The sequence below is a fragment of the Pimelobacter sp. 30-1 genome (genome assembly GCF_018831735.1).
Taxonomy (GTDB): Bacteria; Actinomycetota; Actinomycetes; order Propionibacteriales; family Nocardioidaceae; genus Nocardioides.
Window position 1 is genome coordinate 121879 of record NZ_NHTS01000005.1, and the last position, 13152, is coordinate 135030.

Annotated in this window: 12 protein-coding genes; 7 read left to right on the forward strand and 5 right to left on the reverse strand. The window is 73.4% G+C overall.

Translation table 11 applies throughout. The features are described 5' to 3' along the window. The 5 genes from CCO04_RS11955 to CCO04_RS11975 are packed head-to-tail and all read left to right on the forward strand — an operon-like array spanning position 1 to position 5672. Positions 1 to 1071, forward strand: a complete 1071-nt coding sequence (locus CCO04_RS11955; RefSeq protein WP_215814373.1) for a glycosyltransferase — start codon at positions 1 to 3, stop codon at positions 1069 to 1071. After that, entirely contained in the window at positions 1068 to 1889 is an 822-nt protein-coding gene (locus CCO04_RS11960) for a glycosyltransferase family 2 protein (protein WP_215814374.1), read from the forward strand. The genes CCO04_RS11955 and CCO04_RS11960 overlap by 4 nt, the downstream gene beginning before the upstream one ends. Next, the gene (locus CCO04_RS11965; protein ID WP_215814375.1) at positions 1886 to 3169 is read left to right on the forward strand and encodes a hypothetical protein; all 1284 of its coding nucleotides are present in this window, start codon (positions 1886 to 1888) and stop codon (positions 3167 to 3169) included. Before CCO04_RS11960 ends, CCO04_RS11965 begins: the two co-directional genes overlap by 4 nt. Continuing rightward, on the forward strand, positions 3157 to 4461 hold the full coding sequence (locus tag CCO04_RS11970) for a CDP-glycerol glycerophosphotransferase family protein (protein WP_215814376.1): 1305 nt from the start codon (positions 3157 to 3159) through the stop codon (positions 4459 to 4461). Before CCO04_RS11965 ends, CCO04_RS11970 begins: the two co-directional genes overlap by 13 nt. Then, positions 4458 to 5672, forward strand: coding sequence for a hypothetical protein (locus CCO04_RS11975; RefSeq protein ID WP_215814377.1), 1215 nt, complete (start codon positions 4458 to 4460; stop codon positions 5670 to 5672). Before CCO04_RS11970 ends, CCO04_RS11975 begins: the two co-directional genes overlap by 4 nt. Positions 5673 to 5706: 34 nt before the next feature. Here CCO04_RS11975 and CCO04_RS11980 read toward each other — a convergent pair whose 3' ends face one another. Next, the gene (locus CCO04_RS11980) at positions 5707 to 6975 is read right to left on the reverse strand and encodes a sulfate adenylyltransferase subunit 1 (protein ID WP_252373151.1); all 1269 of its coding nucleotides are present in this window, start codon (positions 6973 to 6975) and stop codon (positions 5707 to 5709) included. Further along, complete coding sequence (cysD, locus tag CCO04_RS11985; RefSeq protein WP_215814378.1) at positions 6975 to 7889, reverse strand: sulfate adenylyltransferase subunit CysD; 915 nt, start codon at positions 7887 to 7889, stop codon at positions 6975 to 6977. Before cysD ends, CCO04_RS11980 begins: the two co-directional genes overlap by 1 nt. 147 nt (positions 7890 to 8036) lie before the next feature. Between cysD and CCO04_RS11990 the strand changes: the two genes are divergently transcribed. Both CCO04_RS11990 and CCO04_RS11995 read left to right on the forward strand, forming a co-directional pair. Then, positions 8037 to 8834, forward strand: a complete 798-nt coding sequence (locus tag CCO04_RS11990) for a DUF4143 domain-containing protein (protein WP_215814379.1) — start codon at positions 8037 to 8039, stop codon at positions 8832 to 8834. Positions 8835 to 8879: 45 nt separating this feature from the next. Next, positions 8880 to 10046, forward strand: a complete 1167-nt coding sequence (locus CCO04_RS11995; protein WP_215814380.1) for a nucleotide sugar dehydrogenase — start codon at positions 8880 to 8882, stop codon at positions 10044 to 10046. On the opposite strand, the gene CCO04_RS12000 is transcribed toward CCO04_RS11995, so the two are convergent. The 3 genes from CCO04_RS12000 to cysC all read right to left on the reverse strand — a co-directional run bounded on the left by CCO04_RS12000 (position 10031) and on the right by cysC (position 13130). Then, a complete protein-coding gene (locus tag CCO04_RS12000) occupies positions 10031 to 10174 on the reverse strand; it encodes a hypothetical protein (RefSeq protein WP_215814381.1) in 144 nt (47 codons plus the stop codon). The two genes, CCO04_RS11995 and CCO04_RS12000, sit on opposite strands and share 16 nt — an antisense overlap. Positions 10175 to 10263: 89 nt before the next feature. Continuing rightward, on the reverse strand, positions 10264 to 11271 hold the full coding sequence (locus CCO04_RS12005) for a sulfite exporter TauE/SafE family protein (protein WP_215814382.1): 1008 nt from the start codon (positions 11269 to 11271) through the stop codon (positions 10264 to 10266). Then, a complete protein-coding gene (cysC, locus tag CCO04_RS12010; protein ID WP_308281186.1) occupies positions 11271 to 13130 on the reverse strand; it encodes an adenylyl-sulfate kinase in 1860 nt (619 codons plus the stop codon). The genes CCO04_RS12005 and cysC overlap by 1 nt, the downstream gene beginning before the upstream one ends. Positions 13131 to 13152: the final 22 nt, after the last annotated feature.

Here is a 13152-nt window from a genome sequence, read left to right on the forward strand (position 1 = left end):
ATGCGCTCGCTCGTCAACGGTTTCGGGGCCCACCACGGCGGCATCGTGCGGGTGCACGACGCGCTGTGCGCCGAGCTGCGCGCCTACGGCCCGGTGGTCGTGGCCAACGCGCCGCGCGCGCAGGGCGGCGGTGCACGCGAGAGGCGCGCCGGGACCGAGGGCATCGAGGGCATCGAGATCGCCAGCACCCAGCGGTCGAGCCGGGTGGGCTCGTTCCTCGGCGATGCGTGGGCGGCACGTCGTGCGCCGCGCTTCGACGTACGGGTCGACGCGGCTCCCGCGCTGCGGTTCCTGACCCGCTCGCGCGCCCACGTGGTCGTCGTCCACGACCTCAACTTCCGGCGTCCCGAGATCCACGGGATCGGCCGCGGGCAGCGGCTCTACCGCGTCCTCCTGCACCACTGGACGCTGCGCCGCGCCGACCGGATCGTGGTCAACAGCCGCGCCACGGCGGCCGAGGTGGCGGCCTTCCGGCCCGCGGCCGCGGCCAAGACGCTGGTGCTGCCGCTGCCGGTCGACCACGTCGCCGTCCCGGCCCCGGTGACTCCCGCCCGCGACCGTGCCGACCGCACGGTCCGCCTGCTCACCTTCGGCCACGCCCGCAACAAGGGCGTGGACCGGCTGCTGCGGCTCCTGCACGAGCGTCCCGACCACCGGCTCACGGTGATCGGTACGCCGGACTCGTGGCAGGCCCACTGGGCCGCGACCGCCGACCGGTTGGGCGTCGCGGACCGGGTCACCCGGCTCGAGACGCCCGGCGATGCGGAGGTGGTCGCGGCCTACCTCGCCTGCGACGTCTTCTGCATGCTCTCCACCTACGAGGGCTACGGACTTCCCGTGGCCGAGGCGCTGCGCCTGGCCCGGCCCACGGTGGTCAGCGACCTGCCGGTCCTGGCCGAGACCGCGCGCGGCCATGCCGTCGTCGCCCAGGGGGACGACGACGCCGCCGTCGCCGCCGCGGTCGACGAGGCCCGCCGCCGTCCGGTCGCCGCGTGGGAGAGCGCGGCCCGCGCCTTCGGTGCCTGGACCTGGCGGTCCTGGGTGGCCCGGGCGATCGGCGGCCTCGGATGAGCCCGCGCGTCGCGGTGGTCACCGTGACCTTCCACAGCCGCGCCGACCTCGACCGGCACTGGCGCGGGGCCGCCGCGCTCGACGCCGCGTGGATCGTGGTCGACAACGCCTCCACCGACGGCTCGGCCGAGCTCGCCGAGGAGCTCGGGGCACACGTGGTGCGGCTCCCGGACAACGTCGGCTTCTCGGCCGCCAACAATGCCGGCGCCGCCGCGGCGGCCGCGGCCGGCGCCGACTGCCTGGTCTTCGCCAACCCCGACGTCACCGTCACCCAGGAGGGCATCGACCGGCTCGCCGCGCTCGCGCTCGACCGGCGCGCGCTCACCGCACCCCAGCTGCTCAACCTCGACGGGAGCCCCCAGGAGAACGGCCGCCGCGCGCCCTATCTCTACCGCAAGGTGCTCCACTTCGCCGGTTCCGCCGCCAGCCGGGCTCACTACGAGGTCACCGCGGCCCCGCACGAGGTCAAGGACGTGCCGTGGGTCATCGGCGCCGCGGTCGCCGTGCCCCGCAGCGTCTTCGACGAGATCGGCGGGTGGGACGCGGGCTTCTTCGTCTACTACGAGGACTCCGACCTGTGCCTGCGCGCGCGGCGGGCCGGGCACCCGGTGCTGCTCGACGGCGGGGTGCGCTGGACGCACGCGTGGGCCCGGGCCACGCGTCGTACCCGGTCGTGGCGGGTGTGGCGCATCGAGCTGCGCTCGGCGCTGCGCTTCTACCGCCGCTACTGGCGCCTCCTGGGCCACCCGGCGCTCCCGGGCCCACGCTCCCGCGGTGGGCGCCACGACGTGGTCACCTCGGCGAGGACGCCCGCGTGATCGAGCTCCAGCTGCTGGTCGCCTACTTCCTGCTCTCGTGCGCGACCTACCTGGTGTGGCCCAGCCGCTGGAACATCCCCGCGCACGTCGCGCTCGGCTTCTGGGTGGTGGCCTACCTGGTGCCCATCGGTGTCGTCGGCACGCACCGGACGTTCGCCCCCGGCCTCACCGACGAGTACGCCGACGTCCTGCTCGGCGGCGCGATCGCCTTCACCGTGGGCGTCGTCCTCGGCACGGGGGTGGCGCCGCGCAGCACCCACCTGTTCGGCCGCATCGCCCGGACGAGGTTCGCGCCCGGCGACGAGGCGGTCACCCGGACCGCCGTGGTCACGGTCGCGGCGATCGCGGTGCTGCTCTTCGCGATGCTGCGGATGGGCTTCGTCCCGATGTTCGCCGACGACCCACTCGCGGCGAAGTTCTTCCGCGGTGCCTACGGCGAGGCCTACCGCCCGGTCGCGATCCCGTACCGGGTCGGGACCGGGATCCTGCCGCTGCTGCTGCCGATCCTCGCCGCCTTCGCGCTGCGCGCCGAGGCGCGGGCGCGGGTGCGCTGGTGGTTCCTCCTCGGCGTCGCCCTGCTGCTGATGCTGCTGACCCTCCAGCGCGGCCCGGCGGCCACCGGTCTGCTGCTGCTCGTGGGCGTGCTGCTCGCCGGACGACGCCGGCCGCTGACCCTGGTCACCACCGCCGTCGCCGTGTACGTCGGCGGCGCGCTCTTCTACGTCGCGCTGGGGTGGCTCGGCCTGGTCGAGAGCCCGGTCGCCTCCGGCCCCGGCCTGGAGGCGTCGATCGCGGCGTCGACGCCCGACGTCAGTGACGGCCTGGGCTTCCTCCAGCGCTGGCACCAGCACGGTGAGCCCCTGACCGCCGGCCGGACCTTCCTCGGCGGGCTGGTGCCCGGCAACTTCCGCTGGAACCCGGGTGTGTGGACCGTGGCGCTCGGCGACGACGCGGTCCGGCTCCAGCAGCTCAACACCGGCGGCCTGCGGCTCGCCTCGCCGGTGTGGGGCCTGGTCAGCCTCGGCCCGGTGGGCGTGGTGCTCGTGCCGCTGCTCAGCGGGATCGTCGCCGGATCGCTCACCGCCCAGCTGCGCCGCGCCCTCGACAGCGCCACCGACCTGGTCGCCCGGACCTGGCTGTTCGTGGCCCACGCGGCCCTCGCGGGGGTGCTCGTCGAGTTCATGACGATCGGCTACATCGGGGTCCTCCAGCTCATCGCCGGGCTGTGGATCATCGGCCGGCCGCGAGCCGATCGCGAGGAGGCCCGGTGCACCGCCTGAGCCGGGTGCTGGCCCCGGGCGACCTCGCGGGGCGCGTCGTACGCCGGGCGCGACGGGTCGCCGACCACCTCCGCCTGGTCGTCGTGATGCGGATCCGGCAGCGGACGCCGCTCGACCAGGCCGTCCTCTACGGCCTCAACGACGACGAGGAGAACCTGCTCTGCGCCGCGCTCGGCTGGGCCGACCGCTACGGCGGGAGCACGATCCTCCTCGCCGCGGACCCTCCCCGGGTCCGCGCGCTGCTGGCGGTCGAGGCCGCGCTGCTCGGCACCCCCGGCCTCGCCGACCGGGTCGAGGTGCGCCCGCGGACCCGGCGGACGCTGGTGCGCCTGCACGGCCGGAGCCGCTACGTGCTCACCTCCCACGTCGTGCTGGCCGCGCCGCGGGCCCGGGCGCCGCGCACCCACGTCCACCTCGGCCACGGCCTCGGGCCCAAGACCTACCGCAACGTGCGCTCCAGCGAGTCCGGCTTCCTCTCGGCCGCCCGGGTGTGGGACCCGGCTCACCGCCGGGCGATGCGCCTCGACCCCGCCGCCGCCCGCTTCTCCGGGTTCCCGCGCGACCAGGTGCTGTACCCGCCGCGCACGCCCGCCGACGACCACGCCCTGCGCTGGCTGGGCATCGACCCGGACCGGCCGTTCGTGCTCTGGATGCCGACCTTCCGCCGGACCCGCATCGGCGGCTCGGTCTGGGCCGAGGGCCGCGCCCTCACCGACCTCACGACCGAGCTCGCCGGCTCCGCGCGGGCCGCGCCGGCACCCGGGCCCGTGCCCGCGCCCGCGCCGACGGCGCTGCGCCCGGCGGCCCGGCACCACGGCGTCCAGCTCGTGGTGAAGCCGCACCCGGTCGAGCACGACGCCCTGACCGGACTCGCCGACCGCACCCTGACCAACCCCGCGATCTGGGCCGCCGGGATCAGTCCCTACCGGCTGATCGGGCTGGCCGACGGGCTGCTGACCGACTACTCGAGCGTGGCCGTCGAGGTGCTGCCGCTCCAGCGCTCGCTGGCGTTCTACTGCCCGGACCTCGACGAGTTCGAGCACGGCGTGCGCGGGCTGTGCCCGCCGGACTACCGCGCGCTCGTCGGGCGGTTGCTGCTCGACGACGCGGCCGCGCTCGACGCCTTCTTCCGCGCGGTGGCGGGCGGGCAGCGGTTCCGGCCGGTCGCGGCCGGCCGGTTCACCCAGGTGGTCGGCTCCACCGCGAGCGCGCAGGCCGCGGCCGGGGCACTCGACGAGGTCGTCCGCCACGCCCTCGACCGCGCGCCCGACCCGCTGCTGCGGCCGCGGTGAGCGGGCGGCTGCGCCGGCTCGGCTTCCTGCTGCCGCCGGCCGCCCAGGCGCTCGTCGTGCTCGTCTCGCTGCCGGTGATGCTCGGTGCGCTCGGCCCGGCCGGATGGTCGTCGGTCGCCGTGGCCCAGACCGTCGGTGGCCTGTGCGGCACGGTGATCGCGCTCGGCTGGGGGGTGAGCGGCCCGGCCCGGGTGGGGCGGGCCGTCGCGCCGGCGACCGTGCTGAGCGAGGCGTCCTGGTCCAAGGCGCTCGTCGCGGGGCCCGTCGTCCTGGTGGGGGTGGGCGTGGCCCTCCTGCTCCACCCGGGCGGCCCGGGCGGCCCGGTCGCGCTCGGCGTCACCTCGACCGCGGTGCTGGGCCTGGCCCAGACCTGGTACTTCGTCGCCGCCGATGACGTACGCCGCCTCCTGCTCCTCGACACCCTGCCCCGCCTCGTGCTGGGTCTGGCCGGCTGGGCCGCGGTCGCCGGGGGAGCGGACGTCCGGGTCGGGCTCGCGACCCAGACCGCGGCGGCGCTGGTGGGCTTCGCGCTCTGCTGGGCCCGGATCACCCGCCCCGCCCGGCGTACGACGAGCCTGCGCGCGTGCGCGGCGGTCGTGCTCGGCCAGCGATTCGCCCTGGCCACCCAGGTGCTCGGGTCGGCGTTCCTGTTCGGGCCGCTGCTGGTGCTGGCGCCGGTCCACCCGGCCGCGCTCGCCGTGTTCGGCCTGGTCGACCGGGTCCAGCGCCAGCTCGTGACCGCGTCGATCCCGCTCGGCAACGTGGTGCTCGCCCGCCGGATGGCCCATGAGCGCCGTACCGCCGGGCCACCCCAGGTCCGGGTCAGGCGCCGGCTGCTCGACGTCGCCCTGGTCGCGGCGGGCTGCGGCCTCGCCGCGGGGGCGCTGGCGGTGCCGCTACTGGCCTACCTGGGGGCCGGTGCGGTCCGGGTGCCGGTACCGGTCGCGCTGCTCATGGGGGTGGTCGTGGCCGGCGCGGTCGCGACGCTGCTGATGCCGACGATGGTGCACGCCCCGCTGGGCCGCGAGCGCCGGGCGGTCCTGGCGGCGGCGACCGGCGTCCTGGTCGGGATGCCCGCGGTCGCGCTGCTCGGGGCCGAGCTGGGCGCGCTGGGCGCCCAGGTGGGCATCGTCGCCGGGCAGGCGGCGGCGCTGGTCGCCTACCTCGCCGGCCTGCGGGGACGTCCGGAGACGACCGTGGCCGCCCGCTGAGAGCGGACGGCCACGGAACGGTGGTGCGGGTGGATCAGCCGTTGATCATGCCGGCGCCGACGGTCACGCCGGTCGCCTCGTCGATCAGCACGAACGAACCGGTGGTGCGGTTCTTGGAGTACGGGTCGCACAGCAGCGGCACCGTGGTACGCAGGGTGACCCGGCCGATCTCGTTGACGCCGAGCTCCTTGGTCTCCTGGTCGCGGTGCAGCGTGTTGACGTCCAGGCGGTACTGGATGTCCTTGACCAGGGCCCGGCCGGTGCGGGTCGTGTGCTTGATCGCCAGCTTCTGCCGCGCCTGGAGGGGAGCGGTGGTCATCCAGCAGATCATCGCGTCGATGTCCTGGCTCGGCGTCGGCGCGTTCTTGACCCGGGCGATCATGTCGCCGCGCGAGACGTCGACGTCGTCCTCGAGGTGGACCGTCACGCTCATCGGGGGGAAGGCCTCGGTGACCTCCTTGTCGAACAGGTCGATCTTGGAGATCTTCGACGTCATACCCGAGGGCAGGACGACGACCTCGTCGCCCGGCTTGAGCACGCCACCGGCCACCTGGCCGGCGTAGCCGCGGTAGTCGTGGAACTCGTCGGACTTGGGCCGGATGACGTACTGCACCGGGAACCGCGCGTCGATCAGGTCGCGGTCGGAGGCGACGTGGACGTGCTCGAGGTGGTGCATGAGCGTGGGACCGGAGTACCACGGCATGTTCTCGGAGCGGGTCACCACGTTGTCGCCCTGGAGCGCCGAGATCGGGATGACCTCGAGGTCGGGCACGTTGAGCTTGGTCGCGAACTGGGTGAACTCGCGGTAGATGTTCTCGTAGATCGACTGGTCGAAGTCGACGAGGTCCATCTTGTTGACCGCGAGCACCAGGTGCGGGACGCGGAGCAGCGAGAGGATCACCGCGTGCCGGCGCGACTGCTCGGTGAGGCCCTGGCGGGCGTCGACGAGCACCAGGCCGAGGTCGGCGGTCGAGGCGCCGGTGACCATGTTGCGCGTGTACTGCACGTGGCCGGGGGTGTCGGCGATGATGAACTTGCGGCTGGGCGTCGCGAAGTAGCGGTAGGCCACGTCGATGGTGATGCCCTGCTCGCGCTCGGAGCGCAGGCCGTCGGTGAGCAGCGCGAGGTCGGTGTAGTCGTAGCCCTTGGCCTCGCTGGTGGCCTCGACCGCCTCGAGCTGGTCCTCGAAGATCGACTTGGAGTCGAGCAGCAGCCGCCCGATGAGGGTGGACTTGCCGTCGTCGACCGAGCCGGCGGTGGCGAACCGCAGCAGGTCCATGGGGCGCTTCTCGTCGGTGCTCATCAGAAGTAGCCCTCCTTCTTGCGGTCTTCCATGGCGGCCTCGGAGAACCGGTCGTCGCCACGGGTGGCGCCGCGCTCGGTGACCCGGGCGATCGCGACCTCGTCGATGACCTCGGCGATGGTGCTCGCCGTGGACTCCACGCAGCCGGTGAGCGTCAGGTCGCCGACGGTGCGGAACCGGACGGTGCGCTCCTCGGCGACCTCGCCGTCGCGCAGCGGGTTGTGCTCGCTCTCGGACAGGAGCATCCCGTCGCGCTCGAAGACCCGGCGCTGGTGGGAGAAGTAGATGCTGGGGATCTCGATGCCCTCGCGGCCGATGTAGTCCCAGATGTCCAGCTCGGTCCAGTTGGAGATCGGGAAGATCCGCATGTGCTCGCCCTCGTGCAGGCGGCCGTTGTAGAGGCTCCAGAGCTCGGGGCGCTGGTTCTTCGGGTCCCACTGGCCGAACTCGTCGCGGTGGGAGTAGACGCGCTCCTTGGCGCGGGCCTTCTCCTCGTCGCGGCGGCCGCCACCGAAGGCGGCGGTGAAGCCGTTCTCCTCGATGGCGTTGAGCAGGGTGCCGATCTGGAGGCGGTTGCGCGAGGTCTTGCCGTCGTCGACGACGATGCCGTCGGCGATGGCCTGCTCGACGCCGGCCACGATCAGCTTGACGCCCAGGCGGTTGACCCAGTTGTCCCGGGTGGCGAGCACCTCGGGGAAGTCGTAGCCGGTGTCGACCTGCAGCACCGGGAACGGGATCTTCGCCGGGTAGAAGGCCTTCTCGGCGAGGCGCATCATGACGATCGAGTCCTTGCCGCCCGAGAACATCAGCACGGGCTTCTCGAACTCGGCCGCGACCTCGCGGAAGATGTGGATCGACTCTGCCTCCAGCTGGTCCAGCTGGCTGAGGCGGTAGTCGCTGTGCGTCACTGTCACGCGGACGGCCCATCCCTTCTAGAACACGTTCTACTCAAACTCCGGGCTCGCCCATCGTGCCATGCGGCACCTTGCACCGAGACATTCTCGACGGCTCGCTAGACAAATCGACGAGTTTCGCGGCGCCGGGCGCCTAGGATCACCCCCGTGGTCGCCGACTTCGTCGCCCGGCTGGGCTCGCGCGGCTCGGTGCCTGGGGAGGTGCGCAGCGCGTGGGACGTGCCGTCGTACGTCGCGGCGACGGAGCGCCCCGGCCTCGACGACGAGGTGGCCGCGATCGAGCGCCGGGCCCGGGCCCGGCGCCGGATGGACCCCGAGCGGCTCCGCGCGATCCTCGGCGCACTGGCCGACCCGCCGGCCGGTGAGCTCAACAAGGCCCGGCTCGGGGCCGCGGCCGGCATCCCGCCCACCACCGTCTCGCCGTACGTCGACGTGCTGGTCGAGCTCGGCGTCCTCCTCCTGCTGCCGGGCAGCCGTGCCGCCGCGGCCAAGCGCGCCATCGGGCGCCCGCAGGCGGTGCTGGCCGACCCGGCGCTGGCCCGGCACCTGACCGGACGCTCCGCCGCCGAGCTCGGCGAGTTCGCCGGCCGCCGGGCCCTGGCGCCGCTGCTGCGCGGGATCGTGGCCGCCGAGCTGCTGCGCCAGCGCGAGACGAGCGCGGTCGAGCACCGGGTGTCGTACCTGCGCGAGCGCAACGGCCTGGCCGTCGACCTGGTGATCGAGCTGCCCGACGACAGCCTCTACGGGCTGGAGGTGCGCACGGCGGCGAGCCTGCGCCCCCACCAGTTCGTCGCGCTGGAGTCGCTGGCCCGCCGTGCGGGCCAGCGCTTCCGCGGCGGCGTCGTGCTCAACACCGCCCCGGTCGGCCACCAGTTCGGGCCCCGGCTGTGGGGGCTGCCGATCTCGTCGGTGTGGGATTGGCAGCAACCCGGCGTCCGCCGTTAACGCGGACGTGGCGCCCCGTTCGATCGCGGCGGTTGTCCTCGAAGCATGAAGATCACCGTGGTCGGAGCCGGCTACGTCGGCCTCTCCAACGCCGTGCTGCTCGCCCGCAACAACGACGTGACCGTGCTCGACGTGAGCACCGAGCGGGTCACCGCGGTCAACGAGGGCCGCTCACCCGTGGTGGACGCCGAGCTCGAGGAGTACCTCGGGTCGGGTGAGCTCTCGCTCCGCGCGACCCGCAGCCGCCGCGAGGCGTACGCCGACGCGACCTTCGTCATCGTCGCCACGCCCACCAACTACGACCCCGAGACCAACCGCTTCGACACCTCCACCGTCGAGCGGGTCACCGCCGAGGCGCTCGCTGCCAACCCGGCCGCGACGGTCGTGGTGAAGTCGACGGTCCCGGTCGGCTACACCAACACGCTGCGCGAGCGGCACCCCGGCGCGGCCATCCTGTTCAGCCCCGAGTTCCTGCGCGAGGGCCGGGCGCTGCACGACAACCTCCACCCCTCGCGGATCGTCGTCGGCTCCGACACCGAGCCGGGCCGGCTCTTCGCCAAGCTGCTCGTCCAGGCGGCGCTCGCCGACGACGTCCCGGTGCTGTTCACCGGCTCGACGGAGGCCGAGGCGATCAAGCTGTTCGCCAACACCTACCTCGCGCTGCGGGTGGCGTACTTCAACGAGCTCGACACCTATGCCGCGCTGCACCACCTCGACACCCGCCAGGTGATCGAGGGGGTCGGCCTCGACCCGCGGATCGGCTCGCACTACAACAACCCGTCGTTCGGGTACGGCGGCTACTGCCTGCCCAAGGACACCAAGCAGCTCCAGGCCAACTACCGCCAGGTGCCGCAGAACCTCATCAGCGCGATCGTGGAGGCCAACACCACGCGCAAGGAGTTCATCGCCGAGGACGTGCTGCGCCGCGACCCGAAGGTGGTCGGGATCTACCGGCTGACGATGAAGGCCGGCTCGGACAACTTCCGCGAGTCGGCGGTGCAGGGCGTGATGAAGCGGATCAAGGCGCGCGGCGTGAAGGTGATCGTCTTCGAGCCCGAGCTGGACCAGAAGAGGTTCTTCAACTCGAAGGTCGTGCGCGACCTCGACGAGTTCAAGCGCAAGGCGGACGTGATCATCGCCAACCGGCGGACCGACGTCCTCGACGACGTGGCCGAGAAGGTCTATACCCGCGACGTCTACGGGCGCGACTGAGGCCGGACGACCGGCCGCACCCGCTCCACCTGGAACGGGGTCTCGAGCGCGTGCGCGCGGCTCACGCCGAAGGTGAACAGCGCCGCAGCGCCCACCCAGATCGCTCCGATGCTCAACATCAGGTCCATGACGGCCTCCCTTGCCTGCTCCCACGGTAGTCCGCGGGTGGGCACGGGGGGATCCTCTGATCGTCGGGCGTGGCGATGGCCCGAAGGGACTAGGCCTCGTTCCGGACGGTGGTCTGCTCCGGCGAGCCGAACGACTCGATCTCGGCGACGGTCGGCGCGCCGAACATCGGCAGGTCGTGCCGGCGCCGGATCAGGCCCCACACGAGCGGCACAAGGACGAGCATGGCCACGCCGATCCCGGCGACCACGAGGGCCTCGGCGGTCTCGTGGCCCTCGCCGAACGGGTGCAGGCCGGCCTTGAAGAGCAGGGCGACGCCGGACATGGTCAGCACGATGACGATGCCGCGGCGGATGTAGGACTGGGGGACGCGCGGGGCCAGGCGGGCGCCGATCAGGGTGCCGGGCACGGAGCCGATGACGAGCGGGATGACCAGGCTCCACTCCAGGCCGTGGATGGCGATATTGGCCAGCGCGGCGCTGAGCACCAGCGGCACGGCCTGGACCAGGTCGGTGCCGACCAGGCGGACCGCGGACAGGCCGGGGTAGAGCATGAGGAGCGCGATCATGATGACCGAGCCCGAGCCGACGCTGGTCACGCCGACGAGGAGGCCGCCGAGCATGCCGACCAGCAGGGTCGGCAGCGGCCGGATGCGGGGGTTGTCGTCGGGCAGTGCGCCGCCGCGGCGTACCCGCTTGAGGTTGATGTAGAGCCGCAGCGCGTAGGTGGAGGCGGCGAAGAGCAGGGCGATGCCGATGCAGAGCTTGAGCGTCTTCTCGAGCTCGGTCGGGTCGTCGGTGAGCGCCTTGACCAGCCACGGCCCGACGAAGGCCATCGGTACGGAGCCGAGGATCAGCCAGCCGGCCAGCTTGAGGTTGGGCGAGCCCTCCCGCGCATGGGTGATCGCGCCACCGGTCTTGTAGACCGCCGCCGCGGTGAGGTCCGCGGTGACGATCGCGGAGGTGTGGCCGACCCCGAGGAAGATCAGGGCGGGCGTCATCAGGGCGCCACCGCCCATGCCGGTGAGGCCGACGACGATGCCGACGAAGAAGCCGGCCGCCGCGATCGAGAGTGCGGTGAGGGTGAGCAGGTCGTCCATCAGTCACCTGTCTGGGGCAGGGCCAGGCGGGGGAGCACCGCCTGGAGGAGGGCATCGATCTGGTCCGCCGAGACGTCGGCGGCCGCCTTGCCCCGGCGGTACGGGTCACGGATGTCGTGGTGCTCGGTGGCCCCCGCACGGCGGTGACCCACGGCGGTGACCAGGTCGGCGCCGTGGAGGGCCGGGTCGACGCGGTCGATCGACTCGGCGAACTGGCCGAGCGTGAACGCCTTGCGGAAGGCGCCCGGCACCTCCTCGAGCACGAACGCGCGGTGTGCGGCCTCGGCGGTCAGGACGAGGTCGGCGACCTCGATCAGGTCGTCGGTCAGCGGGCGGCTGGCGAAGCCGTTGATCAGGTCGGTGCTCACCCCGCGCTCGGCGAGGACGGCGCCCATCGTCCGGTCGACCGGGTGGGCGTTGAAGCCGTGGGTGCCGGCGCTGGCGAACTCGATGCCGGACTCGGCGCCGGTCAGGGCGCGCGAGCGCAGCTCCATGTACGGCGAGCGGCAGATGTTGGCGGTGCAGACGAAGAGCACGCGCAGCGGGGTCGCCTCGACCCGCCCGCGCGCGTCGGGCACGGGCTCCGGGTCGGGCTCGGTGACCACGAGCGGCGCGGCCGGCTCGGGCACGGCCTCCGCCGCGAGGTCCTCGGCCGGCGTGCCCAGGTCGAGGTAGCCCGTCGCGCGCAGTGCCGCGATGACGTCGTCGAGCGCCTCGTCGATCGTCCGGCCGGTGGTGTCGACGCGCACGTTGGCGTCGAGCGGCTCCTCGTAGGGCGAGGAGATGCCGGTGAACTCGGGGATCTCGCCGCGGCGGGCCTTGGCGTAGAGACCCTTGCGGTCGCGTCGCTCGCACTCCTCGAGCGGGGTGGCGACGTGGACCAGGAAGAACGCGCCGCCGGCCTCGTCGACCATCGCCCGGACCTGCTGGCGGGTGTGGTCGAAGGGCGCGATCGGGCTGCACACCGCGACCCCGCCGTGGCGGGAGATCTCGGCGGCCACCCAGCCGATCCGGCGGATGTTGGTCTCGCGGTCCTCCTTGGAGAAGGTGAGTCCGGCAGACAGGTTGCGGCGCACGACGTCGCCGTCGAGGCTCGTCACGCTGCGCCCGCCCTGCTCCAGCAGCCGGTCCATGAGCGCGCGTGCCAGGGTGGACTTGCCGCTGCCGGAGAGTCCGGTGAAGAACAGCACCAGGCCCTGCTCGTCGGGACGCGGGCGCTCCTCGCGCGCGACGTCGGCGAGCTCGGGGAGCAGGTGGCCGCCGTACCCGAGCTCGACGACGGGGTCGGTCTCGGCGTACGAGGTGAGCACGGAGATGCGCAGCGCCGGGTCGGCGAGCGAGGCGTGGTCGGCCAGCGGGCAGGCGACCACGTCGGCGTCGATCAGGGCGGCGACCCGGAGCGTGGCGCGCAGCAGCCCGACCGGGCTGACCGCGGGGGTCCCGGCGCCGACGAGGGCGACCAGGACGACCGGGCCGAGGCCGCGCAGCTGCTCGAGCTGGACGTCGGTGACCAGGTCGGTGACCGGGACGAAGGTACGTCCGGCGTAGCGCTCGCGGACGGCGTCGGGGGCCAGGTAGAGCCGGCGGAAGGGGCCGTACTGCGCGTGGGTCAGCGAGGTGACCGTCAGGCCGCGCAGCGCGCTGGCGACCCGGGCGAGGGGCAGGCCCTCGGGGTCGACGAGCTCGACCGCGTTGCCCTCGTCGAGGTGGGTGCGCAGCTCCTGGGGGAGCGAGAGCGTGATCGGGCTGCCCGGCTCGTTGAACCCGCGGATCGGTGCCGCGGCCCCGGAGGTCAGCAGCTCGAGGTCGTCGAGCTCCCGCGGCGTGGGGCAGTGCTGGGGGACTGGCGGCGCTGGCACAGGGGAGATCGTACAGAGTCGA

What these genes read in the sequence shown, in the direction of transcription:
- CCO04_RS12000 (WP_215814381.1), bottom strand. Translation starts at nt 10,174, where the DNA reads ATGGACCTGATGTTGAGCATCGGAGCGATCTGGGTGGGCGCTGCGGCG.
- CCO04_RS11980 (WP_252373151.1), bottom strand. Translation starts at nt 6,975, where the DNA reads ATGAGCACCGACGAGAAGCGCCCCATGGACCTGCTGCGGTTCGCCACC.
- CCO04_RS12005 (WP_215814382.1), bottom strand. Translation starts at nt 11,271, where the DNA reads ATGGACGACCTGCTCACCCTCACCGCACTCTCGATCGCGGCGGCCGGC.
- CCO04_RS11995 (WP_215814380.1), top strand. Translation starts at nt 8,880, where the DNA reads ATGAAGATCACCGTGGTCGGAGCCGGCTACGTCGGCCTCTCCAACGCC.
- CCO04_RS11955 (WP_215814373.1), top strand. Translation starts at nt 1, where the DNA reads ATGCGCTCGCTCGTCAACGGTTTCGGGGCCCACCACGGCGGCATCGTG.
- CCO04_RS11960 (WP_215814374.1), top strand. Translation starts at nt 1,068, where the DNA reads ATGAGCCCGCGCGTCGCGGTGGTCACCGTGACCTTCCACAGCCGCGCC.